Source organism: Lysinibacillus sp. JNUCC 51 (genome assembly GCF_015999525.1).
Lineage (GTDB): Bacteria > Bacillota > Bacilli > Bacillales_A > Planococcaceae > Lysinibacillus > Lysinibacillus xylanilyticus.
This window is the reverse complement of record NZ_CP065545.1, coordinates 4,706,018-4,724,955: the sequence shown is the minus strand read 5'-3', so window position 1 is coordinate 4,724,955 and position 18,938 is coordinate 4,706,018. Positions and strand designations below refer to the sequence as shown.

Here is an 18,938-nt window from a genome sequence, read left to right as displayed (position 1 = left end):
TTATAAATCTGTATTTCTATTATAAAGTAATAATTACCCTTCTTCCATTTAAGAAATAATGAGTGTTATGCAAGGCCGAATTAAATGTTTTTATTACTATAACTATTGTTCAACTATTAAATTTTTTTATAGTAGTCATTTGACGTTTTTTCTGAATTGAGAGAAAATTCTCTCAACATCAATGGAATGGGGATGAGATTATGATTGATTGGAAAAACATTAATGAAGAAGGCTTATTAGCTCCCACAATGGCGAAGGATTTTCCAAATCTGCAAGTAGTAAAATCGGAGGGATTATTTTATATAGGAGTCGACGGTAAAAAGTATCTAGACTTTACTTCTGGTATTGCAACAGAAAATACAGGGCATAGACATCCAAAGGTAATTTCAGCTATTAAAGATCAAGTTGATCATTTAGTTCATGGTCCTATCGGTATTATTAATTACGATTCAATTATTCTATTAGCTAAGAAATTGAGAGAGATTTTACCAGATCCATTAGATTGTTTTTTCTTTGGAAACAGCGGAGCAGAATCAATTGAAGGTGCAGTAAAATTAGCAAGACATGTAACTAGAAGACCTTACGTTGTTTCTTTCATTGGAGGATTCCATGGAAGAACGATGGGAGCGCTAAGTCTTACTACATCAAAAAGTAAATATAGAAGGAATTTACCGGTTGGAGCAAACATGACATATCAATTACCTTATGCTCAATTAACGGAAACACCCAAAGGTTTAAACCACGATGAATATTGGTCAGAACATGTTGAAAAAGATTTTGAACGTTTATTTAATCATCAAGTGTCTCCGGATGAAGTCGCAGCTGTTATTTTAGAACCTGTTCTCGGAGAAGGCGGTTATGTTATCCCCCCAATAGCATGGTTACAAAAAATAAGAGAAATCTGTGACCGATACGGAATTTTATTAATCTTTGATGAAGTTCAGACTGGTTTTGGTCGAACTGGTGGCTGGTTTGCGGCAAATCGATTTGGTGTGACACCAGATATTATGGCGATTGCAAAGGGAATTGCCAGTGGCTTGCCCCTTAGCGCAACAGTATCTTCAAGGGAGTTAATGGAACAATGGACAATTGGTAGCCATAGTACTACATTTGGCGGAAATCCTGTCGCATGTGCAGCCGCATGCGCTACAATAGACGTTTTGGAAGAAGAAGGTTTAGTGGAAAATGCTAGAATATTAGGTGACTATGCATTAAATAAATTAATACATTTAAAAGAAAAACATCCCACGATTGGAAATGTTCGTGGAATTGGTTTGATGCTAGGAATTGAAATTATTCATCCTGAAACACGAGAACCAAATGGTAAGGGCTTAATGAACATCCTGGAGAAGTGTCTGGACAAAGGGGTTATTTACTATTTGAGTGGTAACAAGGGAGAGGTAATTCGAATGATGCCTCCATTAAATATAGATAAAGAACATTTAGAATTAGGAATTTCTTTACTTGACGAAGCGATTACCGAATACGAATTAGAATTAAGTTTCGGGGGTGAATAAATGAATATACTGGATACTTTTGTTCTTCTACTATACTTCGGTGTCTTAATGATTATCGGAATAATCGGCGTTAAAAAAGCGAAATCTGAAAAAGATTTTGTACTCGCAGGAAGTCGTTTAGGGTACTACAGCCATGTCGGCTGTTTATCAGCTGTTATTATCGGTGGTGCGGCTACTATGGGTTCAACGACATTAGGCTATAATTTCGGGGTTTCTGGTCTTTGGTTTGTTTCGATGATGGGCTTTGGTATAGCTGCCTTGGGTCTTTTCGTCGTTAATAAAATTGGAGGTTATGAGGTTTTTACAATTAGTCAGTTACTCGGAAAGCGCTTTGGAGAAGGTACTCAACTTATCAGTGCTATTGTTACAGCCATCTATACCCTTATGGTCGTGGTAACACAAGTAATTGGTATGGGAAATGTTATTCACGTGTTACTGGGCTGGTCCCTTATTCCATCTATGATTATTGGCGGAGGGATCGTTCTCTTTTATACAATCCTAGGTGGAATGTGGAGTATTACCTTAACTGATATTATACAATTTATAGTAATGACTATTGGTGTATTTTTTATTATGTTCCCGTTTAGCGTAAACAGTGTCGGAGGGTTAACAGCTCTATTTGGTAGTGTGCCAGAAGCGCATCTTAGCCTTACAAATATCGGCTGGGATCGTATCTTCCAATACTTTTTATTGTACTTCTTTGGTTTAATAGTTTCTCAAGACATCTGGCAGCGTGTTTTTACAGCAAGAAATCAAAAAGTAGCGAAAAGGAGTGCCATTTCTGCCGGTTTATACAGTGTTTTATATGGTTTAGTACTAAGTATTGTAGGTATGTGCGCACTTGTGCTACTTCCAAATCTAGGGGACTCTCAAGCGGCGTTTACTAGTCTTGCATTAGAAATTCTCCCACCTGGCTTGTTGGGGCTTGTTCTTGCTAGTGTTTGTTCTGCACTAATGTCAAATGCTTCAGGTGCTATCTTTGCCTCTGCTACCCTAATTACTAACGATATTATTAAAGTTTACGTAAAAAAAGATATGACTGATAAAGATATCATTAATACATCTCGAATTGTCATACTTGGCTTAGGTGTGTTAGCAATCATTTTCTCGGTATGGATTCAAAACATACTAGTAGCATTAGATATGGCCTACGCAATTTTATCAGGTGCTATCTTCGTACCTCTCATCATCGGTCTTTATTGGAAGCGTGTAACAAGTAAAGCGGCTTTCTATTCTATTATTGCTAGTTCACTAGTTATCTTTATTTCATTTATAATTTTCGGAATTACATCTACACTACCAATTATTTATGGTTTAATTACTGGACTCGTTGTTATTGTTGGTTTCACACTTATTATCCCCGTAAATAACATTGAGGTGAACAAGGAAAATACGTCCATTTATAAGTAAATATTTTTAGAAAGCAACAAGTTCATAAGACAGTCTCAAAGTAAGCTGCACTCCAATAGTTAGACACAACTAACAATTGGAGTGCAGTTTTTTAAGACGAAATTTAGTTTAAAAAAGTTAATTGAGGAATTTGCTATGATTTGGTAAAGCAATCTGCTCAAATTCAGTCGCTAACTTATGCAAATTTCTAGTAAGCTCTTCCCCTTTCATTGGTAATCCATGTCCTGTAATAGCAACTGAAGGTTTTAGTGCCTCTAATTTTTTTACGGAATCCCAAGCAGCCTGCCAATCCGTCGTAAAATATCGTGGCGGTCCACTAATTTCCTTTTTTTGTAGCACCACTTTGTAAAGCGACTCTTGTTTAACCGTAACAAATGCATCTCCAACAATTAACGCTCTATCCTCTTCGCGAAATAAAGATATATGCCCTGGCGTATGGCCAGGAGTATGAATCCAACGAAAACCATCCATATATGGAATACTCCCATCGGACGGGAGCGACTCAACGTTGTTTCCTAAGTTAATGGCTTTATTCGGGAAAATTGATGATACTTTCGCTATTAAGCCACCATTTACAGCAGTATCAGGTTCAGGATAATTTTTTATATCAGTTAAATAAGGTAATTCTAAAGAATGGGCATAAACTGGCATACCCCAATGTTCAATTAGATCAATTACCGCCCCAACATGATCAAAATGCCCGTGCGTTAATATTAATGCTTTAGGTCGACTATTCGATCCAAACCTCTCCTCAGCTATTGAAATAATTTCCTTTGCACTTTTTGGCATACCTGCATCAACTAATACGAACTCTCCCTTATGAGGTTCACCGTAAAATACGATATTAACAATTTGAATTGTATGCTGGTATAAATCAGGTAATACTTCTACTCCATCTCCACTCCAAATTGATGTCGCTGGAATATATTTAAAGTCACTACCATAATTCATATCTTTATCCATGGAAAACCCCTTCTTCCTTCATTGAATAGATAATAATATTTTTCCTTTAGACAGTAAAAATATAGCAAGAAAAAAATGGATTAGATTTAAAGCTACCAACTTTCCTATATTTCCACATAGCAATTTTCCATTAAACACAACAGACTTGTCGGCATGGATGAACTTTATATTCCTTTTCAAGAAGTAAATAATTAAGAAACTTTCAGAGCCAACTCCCGCTTCATGTCTTTAATCTTATCAATCACTCGTGCAAGAGCCACTACGCCAATCAACAAATTTTATCCTTGCCCTTGGTAATAAGTAATAAAATAGTCACATTGTATATACTTACCTACAAATGTATAATTTTACTATCATATACCAAAAGTGAGTGATTCTGATATAAACTGGGGGAAATAAAAATATGGAGAGGAACGTGATGGTTTGAAGATCCTTATGTATATTGTAGGAATTATCGTAGTGATTGTGGTATTGCTTATAGTAGGTTTAATAACAGCGAGTAAGCGAAATAAGAAAAATGAAAAAAATTTACGATTAGAAATGGAGATGGCTAACCCTTTACCGAAGGAAAAACAGCATTTGCTTGCCTACGGTGCCAATCTTGCTCTTTACCGCACTGATTCGCCACGGATACTGCCGATAGATGTAGATAATGAAACTTTGAGGGAGGTCCTTTCTTCATATTGGGACGTTCATAATAAGGATGAGGCTGCAGAAACCTTGGAATGGTTGCTTACGGAAGGACATCGTACGAGGTTTGATCAGCTTCTTATGGCATTGAAAGCCGGCCAGTCTTTTACAGAGGAGGAAGTGGGAAAATCCCAGGAATGCTATGAATCAGCCCAAGAAGCGATGATGAAGAAGCTTTCCTTTGCGAAATCCGATTTTGACCAGGTTAATACCATTGCTGCCTGGGATTTTGACCGAGCTGTAAATGTTGCAAGATGGAGCTACATAGTTGGATATATTACCGAGGAACAGGCATGGGGCTATATAACACGAGCAGCTGATGCCGGAAGCCATTTCTTCCAATCCTGGAAGGACTATTTTATTTCATTCGCATTTGGCCGGGCCATTGCTTACGAGGGTGACATTTACGACATCATTTGGAATGGAAAAGAATTGCTTAATGAAAAGGACTCGATTTGGAATGAATTTAATATTAAGCGATCAACGGTACGGGAATCTGTAACATTGGACAAGGTATAAGGAAAAAAGAATTATAATTAATTCAAAAAACCTGCTAGATATTTAGCTATTTTCTTAGCCAAAATCTAGCAGGTATATTTATTTACGAACAGCTTCAAATGTAATTAATGAATGCTCCTTTGAAGGCTTCTTGTTATAAACATATTCAGCCGAGCAAGTAATATCAGAAAAACCTATGCTTGTTAATATGTGCTGGAATTCTTCTATGCCGTACCATCTTAACGGAAATCTTTGTAACTCTGTATCAATTAATTTACCATTTCGCCATTTTTCATATTTTAAAACGGTTAGCGTATATTGGTCGATCCAGTTCATTTCAACGGCTTTTCTTTCTATTGCAATTCCATCCTCTTGCGAAATTTCATAGTAGGATGAAGTAATTTCCCCTGTTCTCCAGTCTGTAGGTAAAAGCATGTCTACAATTAGGCGGCCTCCAGGTATCAAATGATTATACATGCATTTTAATGCATCCATCGCATCTTTTGAATTCTCGATTAAACAGAACGAACCTGTTGGCATAACAATCGCTTCATATTTTGAATCTAATGAAAAATTGCTTAAGTTACCTTCATATAGATTTGGCTTGAATCCTCTTTCTTTGCAGTGTTTTCGGCATGTGTCTAACATTTCGGGAGAGTAGTCGATCCCCTCAACATTATATCCATTTTCAAGTAAAGGGATTAAGAAGCGTCCAGAGCCCACTCCTGCTTCAAGTACCCTCCCCTTAGTTCCTTTTACTCGTTCAAGATAATATTCAATATCTCCACCAATAGAATATCCTACTGGTTTTGTCAAATCATAAAGTTCTGTACATAAAGGTCCGTAATTACTATACATTTCAATTCCTCCGATTTCATGCAGAAGAATCTATTATTCTTACTTCTTCCACACCTTATATTTGTTTGTTGGAAAAATAGAGCTGACTTTCATATTAAATCACTCACTTTCTGTATAATATAGTAAAATTATACATAATAAAGGAATGCAGTTCAATATATTTATATTTTAATAATCACCACTGTTTGTGGTTGATTTCCAATCCGACTAGGTGCTTTGCCGCTGACGCTTCGCTTTCGCGCAGTTAATACATTGTTGCTGTCTGTAACGCTGGTGCTCAGGTGTACTTCCCAGTCTTAACTCCGTTCAATTTTACATAAGGCATATGTTTTATCATTCCAAACTATAGATGCTTAGAATAATTTATTTATAGACCTCATTCTAAAAGGGATTGGTTTCCAATCATTTCTACAATATAATGTACAAATTAGCATAAATTATCAAAAAACATTTATTGTTTATCTTTACTATTATCACTAGAGAGGGGCTATAGTATGGATTATTTTGAAAGGATTCAAAACTCAATTGAATATATTGAAGAGCATTTACAGAATGAATTATTAATTACAAAAGTATCATCAGCATCTTATTTTTCAGCTTTTCATTTCCAAAGGCTTTTTCATGCAATTACTGGATTTTCAGTTCAACAATATATTAGAAATCGAAGGCTATCTGAAGCTGCCTTATTATTAGAAACAACATCAAAAAACATATTAGAAATCGCAATTAGTTTTCAATACGGTTCGCAAGAGGCATTTACACGAGCTTTTGCAAACTATTTTGGGGTAACTCCCTCGAAATACACCGGAAAGTTAAAAATACCACTCCCCTTCAAACAAAATTAAACTTTTTGGTTTATAAAATTAAGGGGGAATTAACAATGAACAAGCCTGAAATTGTTTACCTCAAAAAAAAGCTTATTACAGGATATGTATACAAAACTACTTTACAGGACGAAAAGTATTTTATAGATATTCCTGAATTTTATTTTGATTTCGGTAAAAATCAGTACTATGAGCGTATTTCTAACAAAACTGCACCGAATATGGCTTTCGGAGTTTCTACTCAATTTCAAGATGATGGACGATTTTCCTTTATTGTTGGCGAAGAAGTAGAGAAATATGATTATTCTATAAATGACGACTTCGTCAATACTCAGATTCCTGAAGGAAAATATGCGGAATTTAAAATTGATGGCTCTGTAGAATCCGTTCAAAATACTCGACGTTATATTTACGGGGTTTGGTTACCAAATTCAAATTACGAGAGAAATAACGGACCTGACTTTGAAATTACAGACGTAGTAAATTCTATATTTCCAAATGCTATGAAAATAAAAATTTATATTCCAATCAAGTGAAAAAAATTTAATAAAAAATAAGGAGAGTATACTATGAATATAGAAAAAGTGTTTGCAGAGTTCCCATTATTAAGCTCCGAAAATATTGTGCTAAAAAAAATTGAAGATGCACATTTACCGGAATTATTTGCGATCTATGATAATGAAAAAGTCTTTGAATATTGTGGGATAATCCCGAAACATAATATCCAAACAGTGGGTAAAATGATCGGTCATTTTGACAGAGATTATCTAAAGAAAAACCGAGTTAAATGGGGCATTTTTCAGAAGTCTCATAGCGATAAATTAGTAGGCATTATAGAAGCAATGGATTTTAATCAAAAAGTGAATATGGTAACGATTGGTTACTTTTTTGCAGAGGACTATTGGAGTAAGGGCCTTGCAACAGATGCAGTTAATATACTTGTCAAATTTTTAATTGAGGAAGTTAATATAAATCGTATACAAGCAGAGGTTATGCCATTAAATGAAGCATCTAAAAAGGTTCTCCTGAAAAATGGTTTTTTTAAAGAAGGACTTTTAAGACAAGCTACATTGTGGTCTGGTAAAGGAGTTGTAGATTTAGAAATATACGGATTGCTTAAAGAAGAGTACAAGGGGAACTAAATAATTAGGAGACCTTTCGTCAAAGGTGCATACACTCATAATTCTTTCGGACATCATTTATGAGATAATGAATTTATATTAACAACCGAAAGAGTGATTCTAATGTCTAATGAGCATAAACCTATCAACATGCAATACCGTAACAAGCGAATAGCTTATTTGATAGCTATTGTGATCACAATTTTATTAGGCCTATTCTCTAGAAAATGGAGTAGTCTTCTGCCGTCATTTGTAGCGCAGAACGCTGGGGACATGCTATGGGCTATGATGGTCTATTTCGGATTTCGATTGTTGCTAGTGAGTAAGAGCACCTTAACAGCATTTTGGCTCAGTTTTTTCTTTAGCTTCGGCATTGAATTTAGCCAGTTGTATCATGAAGACTGGATTAATCAGATTCGTGGAACAACGCTCGGGGCTTTGATACTTGGCAAAGGTTTTCTTGCAGAGGATTTAGTTCGATATACAGTAGGAATAATAGTTGCTTCTGTATTAGATAAGGTGACACTTAAGTTCACTTTTCGAAGTTAAATAAACAATTAAATGAAAAATCGCTAGGAAATTTTTAGATTCTCTAGCGATTTTGTATTTAGGGTTATAAATTAATGAACCTTATGTCATCATTCTATTCATTAATCCAATTGATTATTTCCCTATCAAAAATATCTGGTTCTTCAAACATTGGGTTATGGCCACTTTTTTCAAAAATGACCTTCTTCACATTTTCATAATCAATTATATCCCAAAGAGAAACAGGAGCGACTAAATAATCATATCTACCTAACCCTACAAAAATAGGTTTATCTATGTGAGCCATAGATTGGATTAGATTACGTTCAGCAAAAGCTACACCCCAAAGGTAATCAATTATTTCCATATTGGTATATACGCCATCCCACATATAAGCAGCATCGAATGTATATTCATAAAAGCTATGAGCACCCATACGAATACACATATGCACAAATCGTCTTTCTGGATCATTGTGAATATCATTTTGTAAAAAAGCAATATCATGCTCGAATTGCTTTGTACGCTCGGTACTGGCAGTCTCACTAAAAAATGAAAAACTTTGCTGTTGTCTCTCTTGACTGTTTGTCGGTGCTGAATTTAATAAAATAACCTTCTGAACATATTGAGGATATTTTTCGGCATATGCCAAAGCCATAAATGCATGCCCTGAATGTCCTAAAATGATGAAATCCTCGAGCTTCAACAATTGCCTTGCTGTTTCGATATCCTCAACAATTTTATCCAAAGTATAATCTTCTTTCTTTAAAGAACGGGGAGGCTTCACAAAACCTCTATGATCTAAGAAGATAAATTGCAAATGTTTATATAAATTTTCCGAGAACAAGCGTGGATAATATATACTGCTACCCACTACCAATATCGGCTTACCTTGCCCCTTCACACAACATTTTAAATCAAATCCTTCACTAAAGATGCTTTGATAATTATTCATTATAATCGTCCTCTTTTCTTTTTATATAGAAGAGCTTCATATTGTGCTCTTCTTTCTATCACTCCCTTTCTTTTTTACATTCCCGTGTTTTCTCCATAGAACGCTCAAGCATTCCGATTCACCTCGATTATTATTTTATAAGTAATATTTAAAGTTAAAGTGGAATTTTTTAAAAAGTACTTATTTGGCTCATCACCATAACGTGTGGTTGATTTCCGTTCCGGCTGGGCGCTTTGTCGCTGACGCTTCGCTTTCGCGCAGTTAAAACATTTGTTGCTGTCGCTTCGCTTTCGCACAGTTAAAACATTTGTTGCTGTCGCTTCGCTTTCGCACAGTTAAAACATTTGTTGCTGTCGCTTCGCTTTCGCACAGTTAAAACATTTGTTGCTGTCGCTTCGCTTTCGCACAGTTAAAACATTTGTTGCTGCCGCTTCGCTTTCGCACAGTTAAAACATTTGCCGCTGACGCTTCGCTTTCGCGCAGAGCAGAGCTTCCTGGGGGCGTCGGGGCAACAGGATTGGTCACGAAGGCGTTATCACAGGACGTGATGCCTTTAGCCTTCGTTCCCCTACCCGCTTCACTCGCGATGCTCGCTCCAGGGTCTCGGGCCAACACGATGTTGGTCACGAAGGCGTTATCACAGGACGTGATGGTTTTAGCCTTCGTTCCTCTATTTGCTGATCCCCAAGGAGTCGCCCAACCTCCACTCCAATCAACTTATATACAAGGTATATGTTTAACAAATGTAATAACAACTTTTGGTGATGAGTCACTTATTTTCCAAGTATACAACAATAAATTATTACCTTTCAAACGTTTCTAGTATTCTTATAGCGGTAAGTGTAAAATGATTAAAGATTAGAAAAATACAGAAAGTTAAAGGTCAGAAGAACATGGATAAACGATTACAACACATTATTACTTTAAGAGAGAATGGCCAATTGGAGGAAGCAAATCAATTAATGGTAGCACTAGTTCAAGAACAGCCTGAAAATGGATACTACCAATTTCATTGTGCATGGACATATGATTCATTAGGAAAAGAAAAAGACGCTGTCCCTCACTATGAAAAAGCGATTCAATTAGTTCTTGATCCCGAAATTTTAGTAGCCGCTTATTTAGGACTAGGTAGCACCTATCGTACATTAGGGCAATATGAACAGTCGAAACGTATTTTTGAAAAAGCACTAAGTGAGTTTCCAGAAGCCGAACATTTAAAGGTATTCTATGCGATGACTCTCTATAATCTTAGTGAGCATTCAAAGGCTATGGAGACTTTATTAAATATTGTAATTCAAACTACTAATCATAAAGAAATTAAAGATTATAGCAAGGCCATTAAGTTTTATAGTGATAAGCTAGATCAAACTTGGGAATAACACAATAAAAGATCAGGCTCCAATTTGTGAACCTGATCTTTTCATTTTTTATTTCACTATATTTGTTTTTTTAACGGTAGAAAAAATTGCCACAAATAATATTGAAATTATACCGCTAAAGAAAAATAAATAACTTAAAGGAATTAAAAAGAAGTTTCTTTCTACAAGTGTTCCATCAGGCAATATTTCATCACCAATAATTCTCTTCATAAATAAACATAAAACTCCTATTACAATCGGTAAAGTTGCAAGTATATATTTTTTCATCATTCTATCCCCACTATTCATTATTTTCATTTTTTCTGTATTCCAAAATGTCACCTGGTTGGCAGTCTAAAACTTCGCATATTTTTTCTAACGTAGAAAATTTAACGGCTTTTGCCTTTCCGTTTTTCAAAATAGAAACATTCGCCATTGTAATGCCAAGTTTTTCCGATAATTCTGTAACACTCATTTTTCTTTTTGCCAGCATGACATCGAGATTTATAATGATAACCATCGTTTACACACCTCAAATCGTTAAATCATTATCCTGCTTTATCTCACTTGCTTTTCTTACTAAATAAGAAAGCATTGAAGTAAAGACCGAGATCACGATTGCAAAGAATAAAATAAGTAACATAATTACTAGGACATCCGTGTGGTAGCTACCAATTGCAAAAATATAAAGTAACGCAGCTACGTATATAACACCTTCGATCATGGCTAGCACGCTTATTATTTTCAATCTATCTGCGTTCGCTACCGTAAAATCTTGATTGGAGCCAATATCCGTACATATTTTCCATCCTAAAGTTAATGCTATAAAAAACGGAATCCCCGTTATCCACATAAATGCAATAAATGGTTTATACAGCGCTAGAAGTTCTTCCGAATCTAGCAAAACTTCCTTCCCTGTTTGAGGTCCAACATAAACACAGAATAATAAACCAAATAAAGCACAACATATAATTATCAATTTTAACCATCTTGATAATTCTTTTTGTTTCATAAAGCACCTCTTTCATAACCTGCTAATGACATAATAGCTTGCCATTCATTCCAAGTCAATAATAATTTATCGTAAAACAATAAATTATTATTGTTATCAAAGATATCTTCCCCTCTTTTCACCCGAAATGCTTGTTAAATACGAGCAATATGATAAAATAAGAACATGCATTCGCTCTCTCTTGATTTTCCTAACGGGAATATTTTGTTATGTTAATAAACTGGGTGCGAGAACTTATCTTCAAATATAATATTTAATGTCGGATAATCTGTAGTTTTAACAAAAGTAAAACGGCTGCTAGTAAATGCAACCGTCTCTTTTTTATATCTATAGGGCCTTGGAAGCTTGATGAATTAGTGCAGCGACCATTTTATCCATTTGTGCAAAGCGATCGTCTTTCGTTTGACCATTCACGTATCGATAATAGATTTGCTGACATATTACAGCTAATTTAAAGTAGGCAAATGTAATATAATAATCGATGGCTGATACATCACGCCCGCTTTTCTCTGCATATCGATTAATGAATTCCTGACGTGTGTAAAATCCTGGTAAAGTAGTTATTGGTGGTTCTCCAAATGCGTATAATAGCATTTTTGGATCATCCGCATGCATCCAGTAGCTCATGGCTACACCTAAATCTGCTAATGGATCCCCTACAGTTGTCATCTCCAAATCAAAAAGGCCAATCATTTCAGAGTAATCGCTTGAAAACATGGCGTTGTTAAGTTTGAAATCATAATGAATTATAGTTGCTTCATGATCAGAAGGTACATGATCCTTTAACCACTTTGTCAGCTTTGCTACTTCTGCATACTCTGCCGTTTTCGCTTTGTCATAGCGCTCAATCCATCCATGTACTTGTCGTTCCATAAATCCTTCTGGCTTCACCATATCCTTTAGTTTCGTTTCCTTATATGGTATTGCATGAAGAGCTACAAGTGAATCAACCATCTTTTCTGATATGAGCCGTCCTAAATCCTCCGTATTCTCAGTACCGGGTGGGAAATGAGTGTCAAGTACGATACCCTTTTTGCGTTCCATTAAAAAGAAATCACTGCCAATAATCTCTCGATCTTCAACGTACACAAAAGGTTTTGGTACAGCAGCCAAAAATGGATGTAATGCTGATAAAATAGTAAACTCTCGTTTCATGTCATGCGCTTTTTTAGCGACTGGCCCATGTGGAGGTCGACGAAGAACGACTTCAAATTCACCTACTTTTAGGCAATAAGTCAAATTTGAATGTCCTGCACTAAATTGTGAAATTTCTAGCTTCCCCTCTGGTAACTCCGGAAATTGACTCTTTAAAAATGAATGTAATTTCACTTCATCAATACGTTCACTTGCCCTTACTTGTATCGTATCCATTGTACCCCTCCTATCAATTATGCCTCGGCATAATTGTTGCTGACGTTTCACTTTCGCTACAAAAGACATTTGTTGCTGACGCTTTGCTTTCACTATAAAAGACATTGGCTAAAAGAAGTTAAACGATTGAGCTCATACCACCATCTACAACTATAACATCCCCCGTAATATAATCTGATGCAGCCGCGGCTAAAAATAATGCTACGCCTTTTAGGTCATTTTCAGATCCTAAACGCTTTAACGGCGTCACTCCCATTAAATAATCTTGTCCACGCTCAATTAAGACTTTTGACATTTTTGTTAGAAAAAATCCTGGGGCAATCGCATTTACATTGACGCCATATGGCCCCCATTTTACGGCTAAATCTTTTGTTAGAGTGATGACTGCGCCTTTACTTGCGTTATAGCCAATTGTATCCATGAAATCAGGTAATGTACCACCAAGCCCTGCAACCGAAGAGATATTGATAATTTTTCCACTCTTTTGTTCTAGCATTATTTTGCCAACAGCTTGGCTCATTAGAAATGTACCATTGACATTAACATCGAAGACTTTTTGCCAAGCCTCATACGGCATTTCAACAGCAGGAGTGCCCCAAGACGCCCCACTGTTATTTACTAAAATATCAATTTGGCCGAATGATTCAAGCGTTTTTGACACTACGTTAGCTATATCTTCTGGCTTTGTAACGTCACATGCAAGAGCTAATGTTTGTACACCTAATTCAGCTAATTCTGCTGCTACCTCTTCGCATGCCTCGACCTTCCTTGAGCACAGTACAATGTTAGCACCTGCTTCAGCAAAGCCTTGTGCAATTTGGGCTCCAAGACCACGTCCTCCCCCTGTTACGATAGCAGTCTTCCCCTTTAAGCTAAATAAATCTAGTACTGTCATTTAACCAGCTCCTCTTGTTTATTAGCATGCTTTTTCAGCTCCAGCTTGGCAACAGTGTTACGATGCACTTCATCTGGTCCATCTGCTAATCGTAATGTTCGAGAATTTGCCCATTGTGCCGCAAGCGTCGTATCAGGTCCTACTCCAGCAGCACCGAATGCTTGAATTGCTCGGTCGATAACTCGCAATGCCATATTTGGCGCCACTACTTTGATCATAGCAATTTCTGCCTTCGCCTCTTTATTTCCTACAGTATCCATCATATACGCTGCCTTTAGCGTTAGTAGTCTTGCCTGCTCAATATCTATACGGGACTCCGCAATACGCTCACGCATTACACCTTGGTCTGCGAGTGGTCGATGGAAGGCGTGTCGCTCCTGTACACGCACACACATTTCCTCTAATGCACGTTCAGCTGCTCCAATAAGACGCATACAATGATGGATACGACCTGGCCCTAAACGTCCTTGCGCAATTGCAAAGCCTTTTCCTTCTCCCCATAATATATTTTCAACAGGTACTCGAACATTAGTAAATGTCACCTCACCGTGACCTTCAGGTGCGTGATCATAGCCAAATGCCGTAAGCATACGCTCTATTTTTACTCCAGGTGTATCCATAGGCACTAAAATCATCGACTGTTGCTCATAGATAGGTGCTGTAGAATCTTTATGTTTCCCCATAAAAATTGCGATTTTACAGCGAGGATCCCCAGCTCCTGTTGTCCACCACTTATGTCCATTTAAAATATAAAAATCACCATCACGTTCAATACTTGCTTCGATATTAGTTGCATCACTTGACGCGACTGCAGGCTCAGTCATTGCAAAGCAGGAACGAATTTCTCCACGTAATAACGGCTCTAACCACTGTTTTTTCTGCTGTTCTGAGCCGTAACGCACAAGCACCTCCATATTTCCCGTATCTGGCGCATTGCAATTAAACACTTCAGGAGCAAGTAAAGAGCGTCCCATAATTTCACATAAAGGTGCATATTCTAAGTTCGTCAAACCTGCACCATATTCGCTATCCGGCAAAAATAAATTCCATAAGCCCGCTTCTTTTGCTTTGTGCTTTAATTCCTCCACAATTGGTGGAATCGCTCCCCAACGATTCTCCATTGCCTCTACCTGTGCAGCAAACACTGCCTCATTTGGATAAATATATTGTTCCATAAAATTTGTCAGCTTCTCTTGAAGTTCTACTACTTTTTCGCTATAAGAAAAGTTCATAAAAAAGCCCCCTTTGTTTGAACATCAAAATGATAAATGAATGAATATTCATTTTTATTCTTCCATTAAATGTTACCGCTATATTTCTTGTAAATCAATGTCTATTGAACGAAAATTTGAATTTTATAGAAAATTCGTACTTAAGATATTGTTTAGAGTGGATATAAAATCTCATTACAATAATAAAATTCAATTCGGAAAACTATTTTTCCATAATATGTATCATTGAATCAGAATAGCGTTTTTTCATAACGTGTGGTTGATTTCCATTCCGACTGGGCGCTTTCTTTGGGGTTGTCCGATGAGCCAGTTCTTCTTGGTAAGTCTGAAAAGAACGATAAGTAGGATAAAAAAAGAGTAACTTCTCATTCAAAGAAGTTACTCTTCTCAATCAAATCAATCTTCACGTCACTTTTCTACGTAACATAATCAAGAATACGATTGCTTTTTTCAACCTTGCTCATTTAAGTTTTTCCATATTCTAAAGCATCTTGCCTATCTTTATAATATCAGTGAGCAATTGACGAATAGCCAAAGGAAGATGTCGATTTTTTAAATACACTACATAAACATTTCGTCGTAAGTTGGGACATTCTATTTCTTTTTGTGCAATAGTTTTTGCTGTAGGACCTTTTAAATAATTTTCTGGTAGAATGGTAATCCCTAAATTTTCACGAACGAGAGATACTGCCGTTTCAAAACGTTCAATTTCAAATTGGATATTAATGTTTTGGTCAGCCTTTTCAAATGCATCTAAAATATCATGTCTCGTTTGAAAGCCTTCTGTACTAATAATAAATGGCTCATCACTTAAATCGGCGATGGTCAGTTTCTCCTTCGCCGCTAATGGATGATTTAATGGTAAAACGGCTACAAGTCGCTCTTCATATATGCAGTTAACTTCTAGTTCTTCATCATCCATGATCTGATTTGTAATAATTAAATGTGTTTTATAACTTTTGAGGGATTTTTCGACACGCTTACTTCCTAAAATATCTACTAGATGTATCATCATTTGTGGATATTCCTTTTTATACTCCGTAATGACTTTTGGTAGCCAATGCATAATCGACTCCATAACCCCTATCGTTATTTCACTTGTACCACGAACAATTACCTCATCCATTTCTATTTTTAAAACTTCCATGTTTTTCAATATAACTTTTGCTCGTTCATATAAAAGCTCGCCTGCTTCTGTTAATTGAAGATTCCTCGTATTTCTTTCAAGTAAAAGTGATCCAATTTCTTGCTCTAATTTTTTAATAGCATTACTTAGAGAAGGCTGAGAAATATGCAGTTTTTCAGCCGCCTTTGAGAAATTCATTTCCCCCGCTACTGCAATAAAATATTGTAATTGTTTAATATCCACAACAAGATCCCCCTTATTTATAGTTTTAAACTATAGATTAATATTAATTATATATTAGATATTATAATTATGTGAATATATAATCTATTCATAAACAATATTTTCACTACAATAATATTGTAAATGGAGTTGATAAAGATATGTATACAATGACAGATCAAAAACAATGGAAAGGTCGTATAGATTCTACTACTAATACGAGTAGTTTCCGTTTACATCAAAAAGTGAAAAGAATTCCTATTAATGATGTAAGCGCTTCAGATAATCAGCATGCCGGAATTGTTGGCTTTATTTGTGATGAAGGTGTACGTCGTAATCAGGGACGTGTAGGGGCAGCGAGTGGACCTAATGCTCTGCGTGAAGCATTATCTAGCTTACCTTGGACATTTAATGATGAACAGCAGATTTTAGATGTTGGCAACGTTCTTTGCCTTAACCATGCGCTAGAAGAAGCACAGCGTGAACTCGGCGAAATTGTCGAAACATTGCTAAATAAAAAATTACAATGCGTCGTACTGGGCGGTGGACACGAAACACTATACGGACATTATTTAGGCGTTCGTGCAGCATTACCTAAAGATGCGAAAATTGGGATTGTTAATATCGACGCTCATTTCGATTTACGACCTTACGATGAGCAGCCGTCGTCTGGCACAATGTTCCGTCAGATTTTAGAACAGGATCCACATGCCGATTATTTTGTTTTAGGCATACAACGTTTTGGCAATACAAAAGAGCTGTTTGATAAAGCCAATGAGTTGAATGTAAATTATGTGTTAGAAGATAATATGACGCCAGAAAATAATGCGGAAATCATGCAGGATCTTCAGCAATTTATGGATAACCATGATTATATTCTCTTAACGCTCTGTATGGATGTATTAAATGCTGCATTTGCACCGGGTGTTAGTGCTCCATCACCGTTTGGTCTAGATTCAAAAACTGTGCGCACGATAATTCAAAAAGTAACTTCCCACCCGAATACACATTCTTTTGATATTTGTGAAGTAAATCCTTCACTGGATGAGAACGGACGCACAGTTAAATTAGGTGCTTATTTTGTTTATGAAGCACTAAATCACTTACTTAGGAGACATGGTTCATGATAGAAATTAATCAAATTACAACAGTATTTCTAGCAGTTGCACTATTCGCATTAGGCGGATGGCTCATAAATAAAATTGGTTTTTTAAAACGTTTTTGTATACCAGCACCTGTTGTTGGAGGCTTACTATTCGCCGCATTGACAACTATTCTAAAAACAACTGGCGTATTAGAAATTTCGCTTGATACGTCATTACAAAGCTTATTTATGATTACGTTCTTCACAACTATTGGTTTAGGAGCAAGCTTTAAACTTGTGAAGCTTGGTGGAAAATTATTAATTATTTATTGGTTGGCTTGTGGTTTCCTAGCATTAATGCAAAATGTTATTGGTGTATCCCTTGCAAAGCTAATGGGTATTCATCCATTAATCGGTATGATGGCTGGTGCTGTTTCTATGGAAGGTGGTCATGGTGCCGCTGCAGCATTTGGACAAACATTAGAAGACTTAGGTATTTCATCAGCCATGACTATCGGTGCGGCTGCGGCTACATGTGGTTTAGTTGCTGGTGGCTTAATCGGAGGTCCTATTGTAAAGTACTTAGTCGGTAAATATAATTTAACGCCGGATGAACAAGAAACTGAAGAAGTTGATTATGAAAATAAAAACGAACAAATTACATCAGATTCATTCTTTACACAAGTATTATTAATTACGTTCTGTATGGCTGTAGGTACATATGTTGGGACATTATTCTCAGAAGCTACTGGCTTCGTACTACCTGGCTACGTTGGTGCAATGTTTGTAGCTGTACTAGTGCGCAATATTATGGATAAAATAAAACCTGACGCGATTAATATGAAAAGCATTTCTTTAATCGGCGATGTGACTTTAGGTGTCTTTCTGTCAATGGCGCTTATGAGTATTAAACTATGGGAAATTGCGGATTTAGCACTTCCACTATTTATTATTGTTTTCGCACAAGTATTCTTTATTGTCTTATTTAGTATCTTTGTATTGTTTAAGATTCTTGGAAAAAATTACGATGCTGCGGTAATGGTTGCCGGTTTTGCTGGTCACGGTTTAGGGGCGACACCAAATGCGATGGCCAATATGTCAGCAGTTGTCCAACGCTTCGGTCCATCAAAAAAAGCATTTCTTGTAGTACCAATTGTAGGAGCGTTTTTAATTGACGTATTCGGTATTCCAATTATTATAACGACTATCAATTTATTTAAATAATAAAGAAGCCGTGCAATTGTCATGATTAGACAGTTGCTCGGCTTCTTTTA

The 18,938-nt window shown here is 36.3% G+C and carries 18 protein-coding genes and 1 pseudogene; 9 read left to right on the top strand and 10 right to left on the bottom strand.

Annotated features, from left to right (window positions below; all coding sequences use genetic code 11):
* The first annotated feature begins 200 nt into the window (after nt 1-200).
* Both JNUCC51_RS22805 and JNUCC51_RS22800 read left to right on the top strand, forming a co-directional pair.
* Nucleotides 201-1,517, top strand: a complete 1,317-nt coding sequence (locus JNUCC51_RS22805) for an aspartate aminotransferase family protein (protein ID WP_337989896.1) — start codon at nt 201-203, stop codon at nt 1,515-1,517.
* A complete protein-coding gene (locus tag JNUCC51_RS22800) occupies nt 1,518-2,927 on the top strand; it encodes a sodium:solute symporter family protein (protein ID WP_337989895.1) in 1,410 nt (469 codons plus the stop codon).
* A 117-nt stretch (nt 2,928-3,044) separates the two neighbouring features.
* Here JNUCC51_RS22800 and JNUCC51_RS22795 read toward each other — a convergent pair whose 3' ends face one another.
* Nucleotides 3,045-3,890 carry an MBL fold metallo-hydrolase gene (locus JNUCC51_RS22795; protein ID WP_337989894.1) on the bottom strand — a complete coding sequence of 282 codons (846 nt, stop codon included), beginning with the start codon at nt 3,888-3,890 and terminating at the stop codon, nt 3,045-3,047.
* A gap of 435 nt (nt 3,891-4,325) precedes the next feature.
* Between JNUCC51_RS22795 and JNUCC51_RS22790 the strand changes: the two genes are divergently transcribed.
* Complete coding sequence (locus JNUCC51_RS22790; protein WP_337989893.1) at nt 4,326-5,099, top strand: DUF1266 domain-containing protein; 774 nt, start codon at nt 4,326-4,328, stop codon at nt 5,097-5,099.
* A gap of 78 nt (nt 5,100-5,177) precedes the next feature.
* Here the strand turns inward: JNUCC51_RS22790 and JNUCC51_RS22785 are convergent, their stop codons facing one another.
* Nucleotides 5,178-5,936: a class I SAM-dependent methyltransferase gene (locus tag JNUCC51_RS22785; RefSeq protein WP_337989892.1), complete on the bottom strand. Its 759-nt coding sequence runs from the start codon at nt 5,934-5,936 to the stop codon at nt 5,178-5,180.
* A gap of 494 nt (nt 5,937-6,430) precedes the next feature.
* On the opposite strand from JNUCC51_RS22785, the pseudogene JNUCC51_RS22780 reads away from it, so the two are divergent.
* The 3 genes and pseudogenes from JNUCC51_RS22780 to JNUCC51_RS22770 all read left to right on the top strand — a co-directional run bounded on the left by JNUCC51_RS22780 (nt 6,431) and on the right by JNUCC51_RS22770 (nt 8,430).
* Nucleotides 6,431-7,296, top strand: a pseudogene (locus JNUCC51_RS22780) (AraC family transcriptional regulator).
* Between the two features lie 33 nt (nt 7,297-7,329).
* Nucleotides 7,330-7,902: a GNAT family N-acetyltransferase gene (locus JNUCC51_RS22775; protein WP_337989891.1), complete on the top strand. Its 573-nt coding sequence runs from the start codon at nt 7,330-7,332 to the stop codon at nt 7,900-7,902.
* A gap of 102 nt (nt 7,903-8,004) precedes the next feature.
* Entirely contained in the window at nt 8,005-8,430 is a 426-nt protein-coding gene (locus JNUCC51_RS22770) for a ribosomal maturation YjgA family protein (RefSeq protein WP_337989890.1), read from the top strand.
* Nucleotides 8,431-8,524: 94 nt separating this feature from the next.
* Here JNUCC51_RS22770 and JNUCC51_RS22765 read toward each other — a convergent pair whose 3' ends face one another.
* On the bottom strand, nt 8,525-9,364 hold the full coding sequence (locus JNUCC51_RS22765; RefSeq protein ID WP_337989889.1) for an alpha/beta fold hydrolase: 840 nt from the start codon (nt 9,362-9,364) through the stop codon (nt 8,525-8,527).
* A gap of 893 nt (nt 9,365-10,257) precedes the next feature.
* Here JNUCC51_RS22765 and JNUCC51_RS22760 point away from each other — a divergent pair.
* Nucleotides 10,258-10,743 (top strand): tetratricopeptide repeat protein, encoded by a 486-nt coding sequence (locus JNUCC51_RS22760; protein WP_337989888.1) that lies wholly within the window; start codon nt 10,258-10,260, stop codon nt 10,741-10,743.
* Nucleotides 10,744-10,791: 48 nt separating this feature from the next.
* Here JNUCC51_RS22760 and JNUCC51_RS22755 read toward each other — a convergent pair whose 3' ends face one another.
* From JNUCC51_RS22755 to JNUCC51_RS22725, 7 genes are all read right to left on the bottom strand, one after another.
* Nucleotides 10,792-11,013, bottom strand: coding sequence for a DUF3955 domain-containing protein (locus tag JNUCC51_RS22755; protein ID WP_337989887.1), 222 nt, complete (start codon nt 11,011-11,013; stop codon nt 10,792-10,794).
* A 10-nt stretch (nt 11,014-11,023) separates the two neighbouring features.
* A complete protein-coding gene (locus JNUCC51_RS22750) occupies nt 11,024-11,242 on the bottom strand; it encodes a helix-turn-helix domain-containing protein (RefSeq protein WP_134024234.1) in 219 nt (72 codons plus the stop codon).
* 12 nt (nt 11,243-11,254) lie between these two features.
* The gene (locus tag JNUCC51_RS22745) at nt 11,255-11,734 is read right to left on the bottom strand and encodes a DUF2975 domain-containing protein (protein WP_337989886.1); all 480 of its coding nucleotides are present in this window, start codon (nt 11,732-11,734) and stop codon (nt 11,255-11,257) included.
* Nucleotides 11,735-12,061: 327 nt separating this feature from the next.
* Nucleotides 12,062-13,105 (bottom strand): phosphotransferase family protein, encoded by a 1,044-nt coding sequence (locus tag JNUCC51_RS22740; protein ID WP_337989885.1) that lies wholly within the window; start codon nt 13,103-13,105, stop codon nt 12,062-12,064.
* Between the two features lie 118 nt (nt 13,106-13,223).
* Nucleotides 13,224-14,000: an SDR family oxidoreductase gene (locus JNUCC51_RS22735; RefSeq protein WP_337989884.1), complete on the bottom strand. Its 777-nt coding sequence runs from the start codon at nt 13,998-14,000 to the stop codon at nt 13,224-13,226.
* Nucleotides 13,997-15,232: an acyl-CoA dehydrogenase family protein gene (locus JNUCC51_RS22730; protein WP_337989883.1), complete on the bottom strand. Its 1,236-nt coding sequence runs from the start codon at nt 15,230-15,232 to the stop codon at nt 13,997-13,999. The genes JNUCC51_RS22735 and JNUCC51_RS22730 overlap by 4 nt, the downstream gene beginning before the upstream one ends.
* Before the next feature lie 481 nt (nt 15,233-15,713).
* A complete protein-coding gene (locus tag JNUCC51_RS22725) occupies nt 15,714-16,601 on the bottom strand; it encodes a LysR family transcriptional regulator (protein ID WP_337989882.1) in 888 nt (295 codons plus the stop codon).
* A gap of 140 nt (nt 16,602-16,741) precedes the next feature.
* Between JNUCC51_RS22725 and hutG the strand changes: the two genes are divergently transcribed.
* Together hutG and gltS are read left to right on the top strand one after the other, a co-directional pair.
* Nucleotides 16,742-17,707 carry a formimidoylglutamase gene (hutG, locus tag JNUCC51_RS22720; protein WP_337989881.1) on the top strand — a complete coding sequence of 322 codons (966 nt, stop codon included), beginning with the start codon at nt 16,742-16,744 and terminating at the stop codon, nt 17,705-17,707.
* Nucleotides 17,704-18,888 carry a sodium/glutamate symporter gene (gltS, locus tag JNUCC51_RS22715; protein WP_337989880.1) on the top strand — a complete coding sequence of 395 codons (1,185 nt, stop codon included), beginning with the start codon at nt 17,704-17,706 and terminating at the stop codon, nt 18,886-18,888. Before hutG ends, gltS begins: the two co-directional genes overlap by 4 nt.
* The last annotated feature ends 50 nt before the right edge of the window (nt 18,889-18,938 follow it).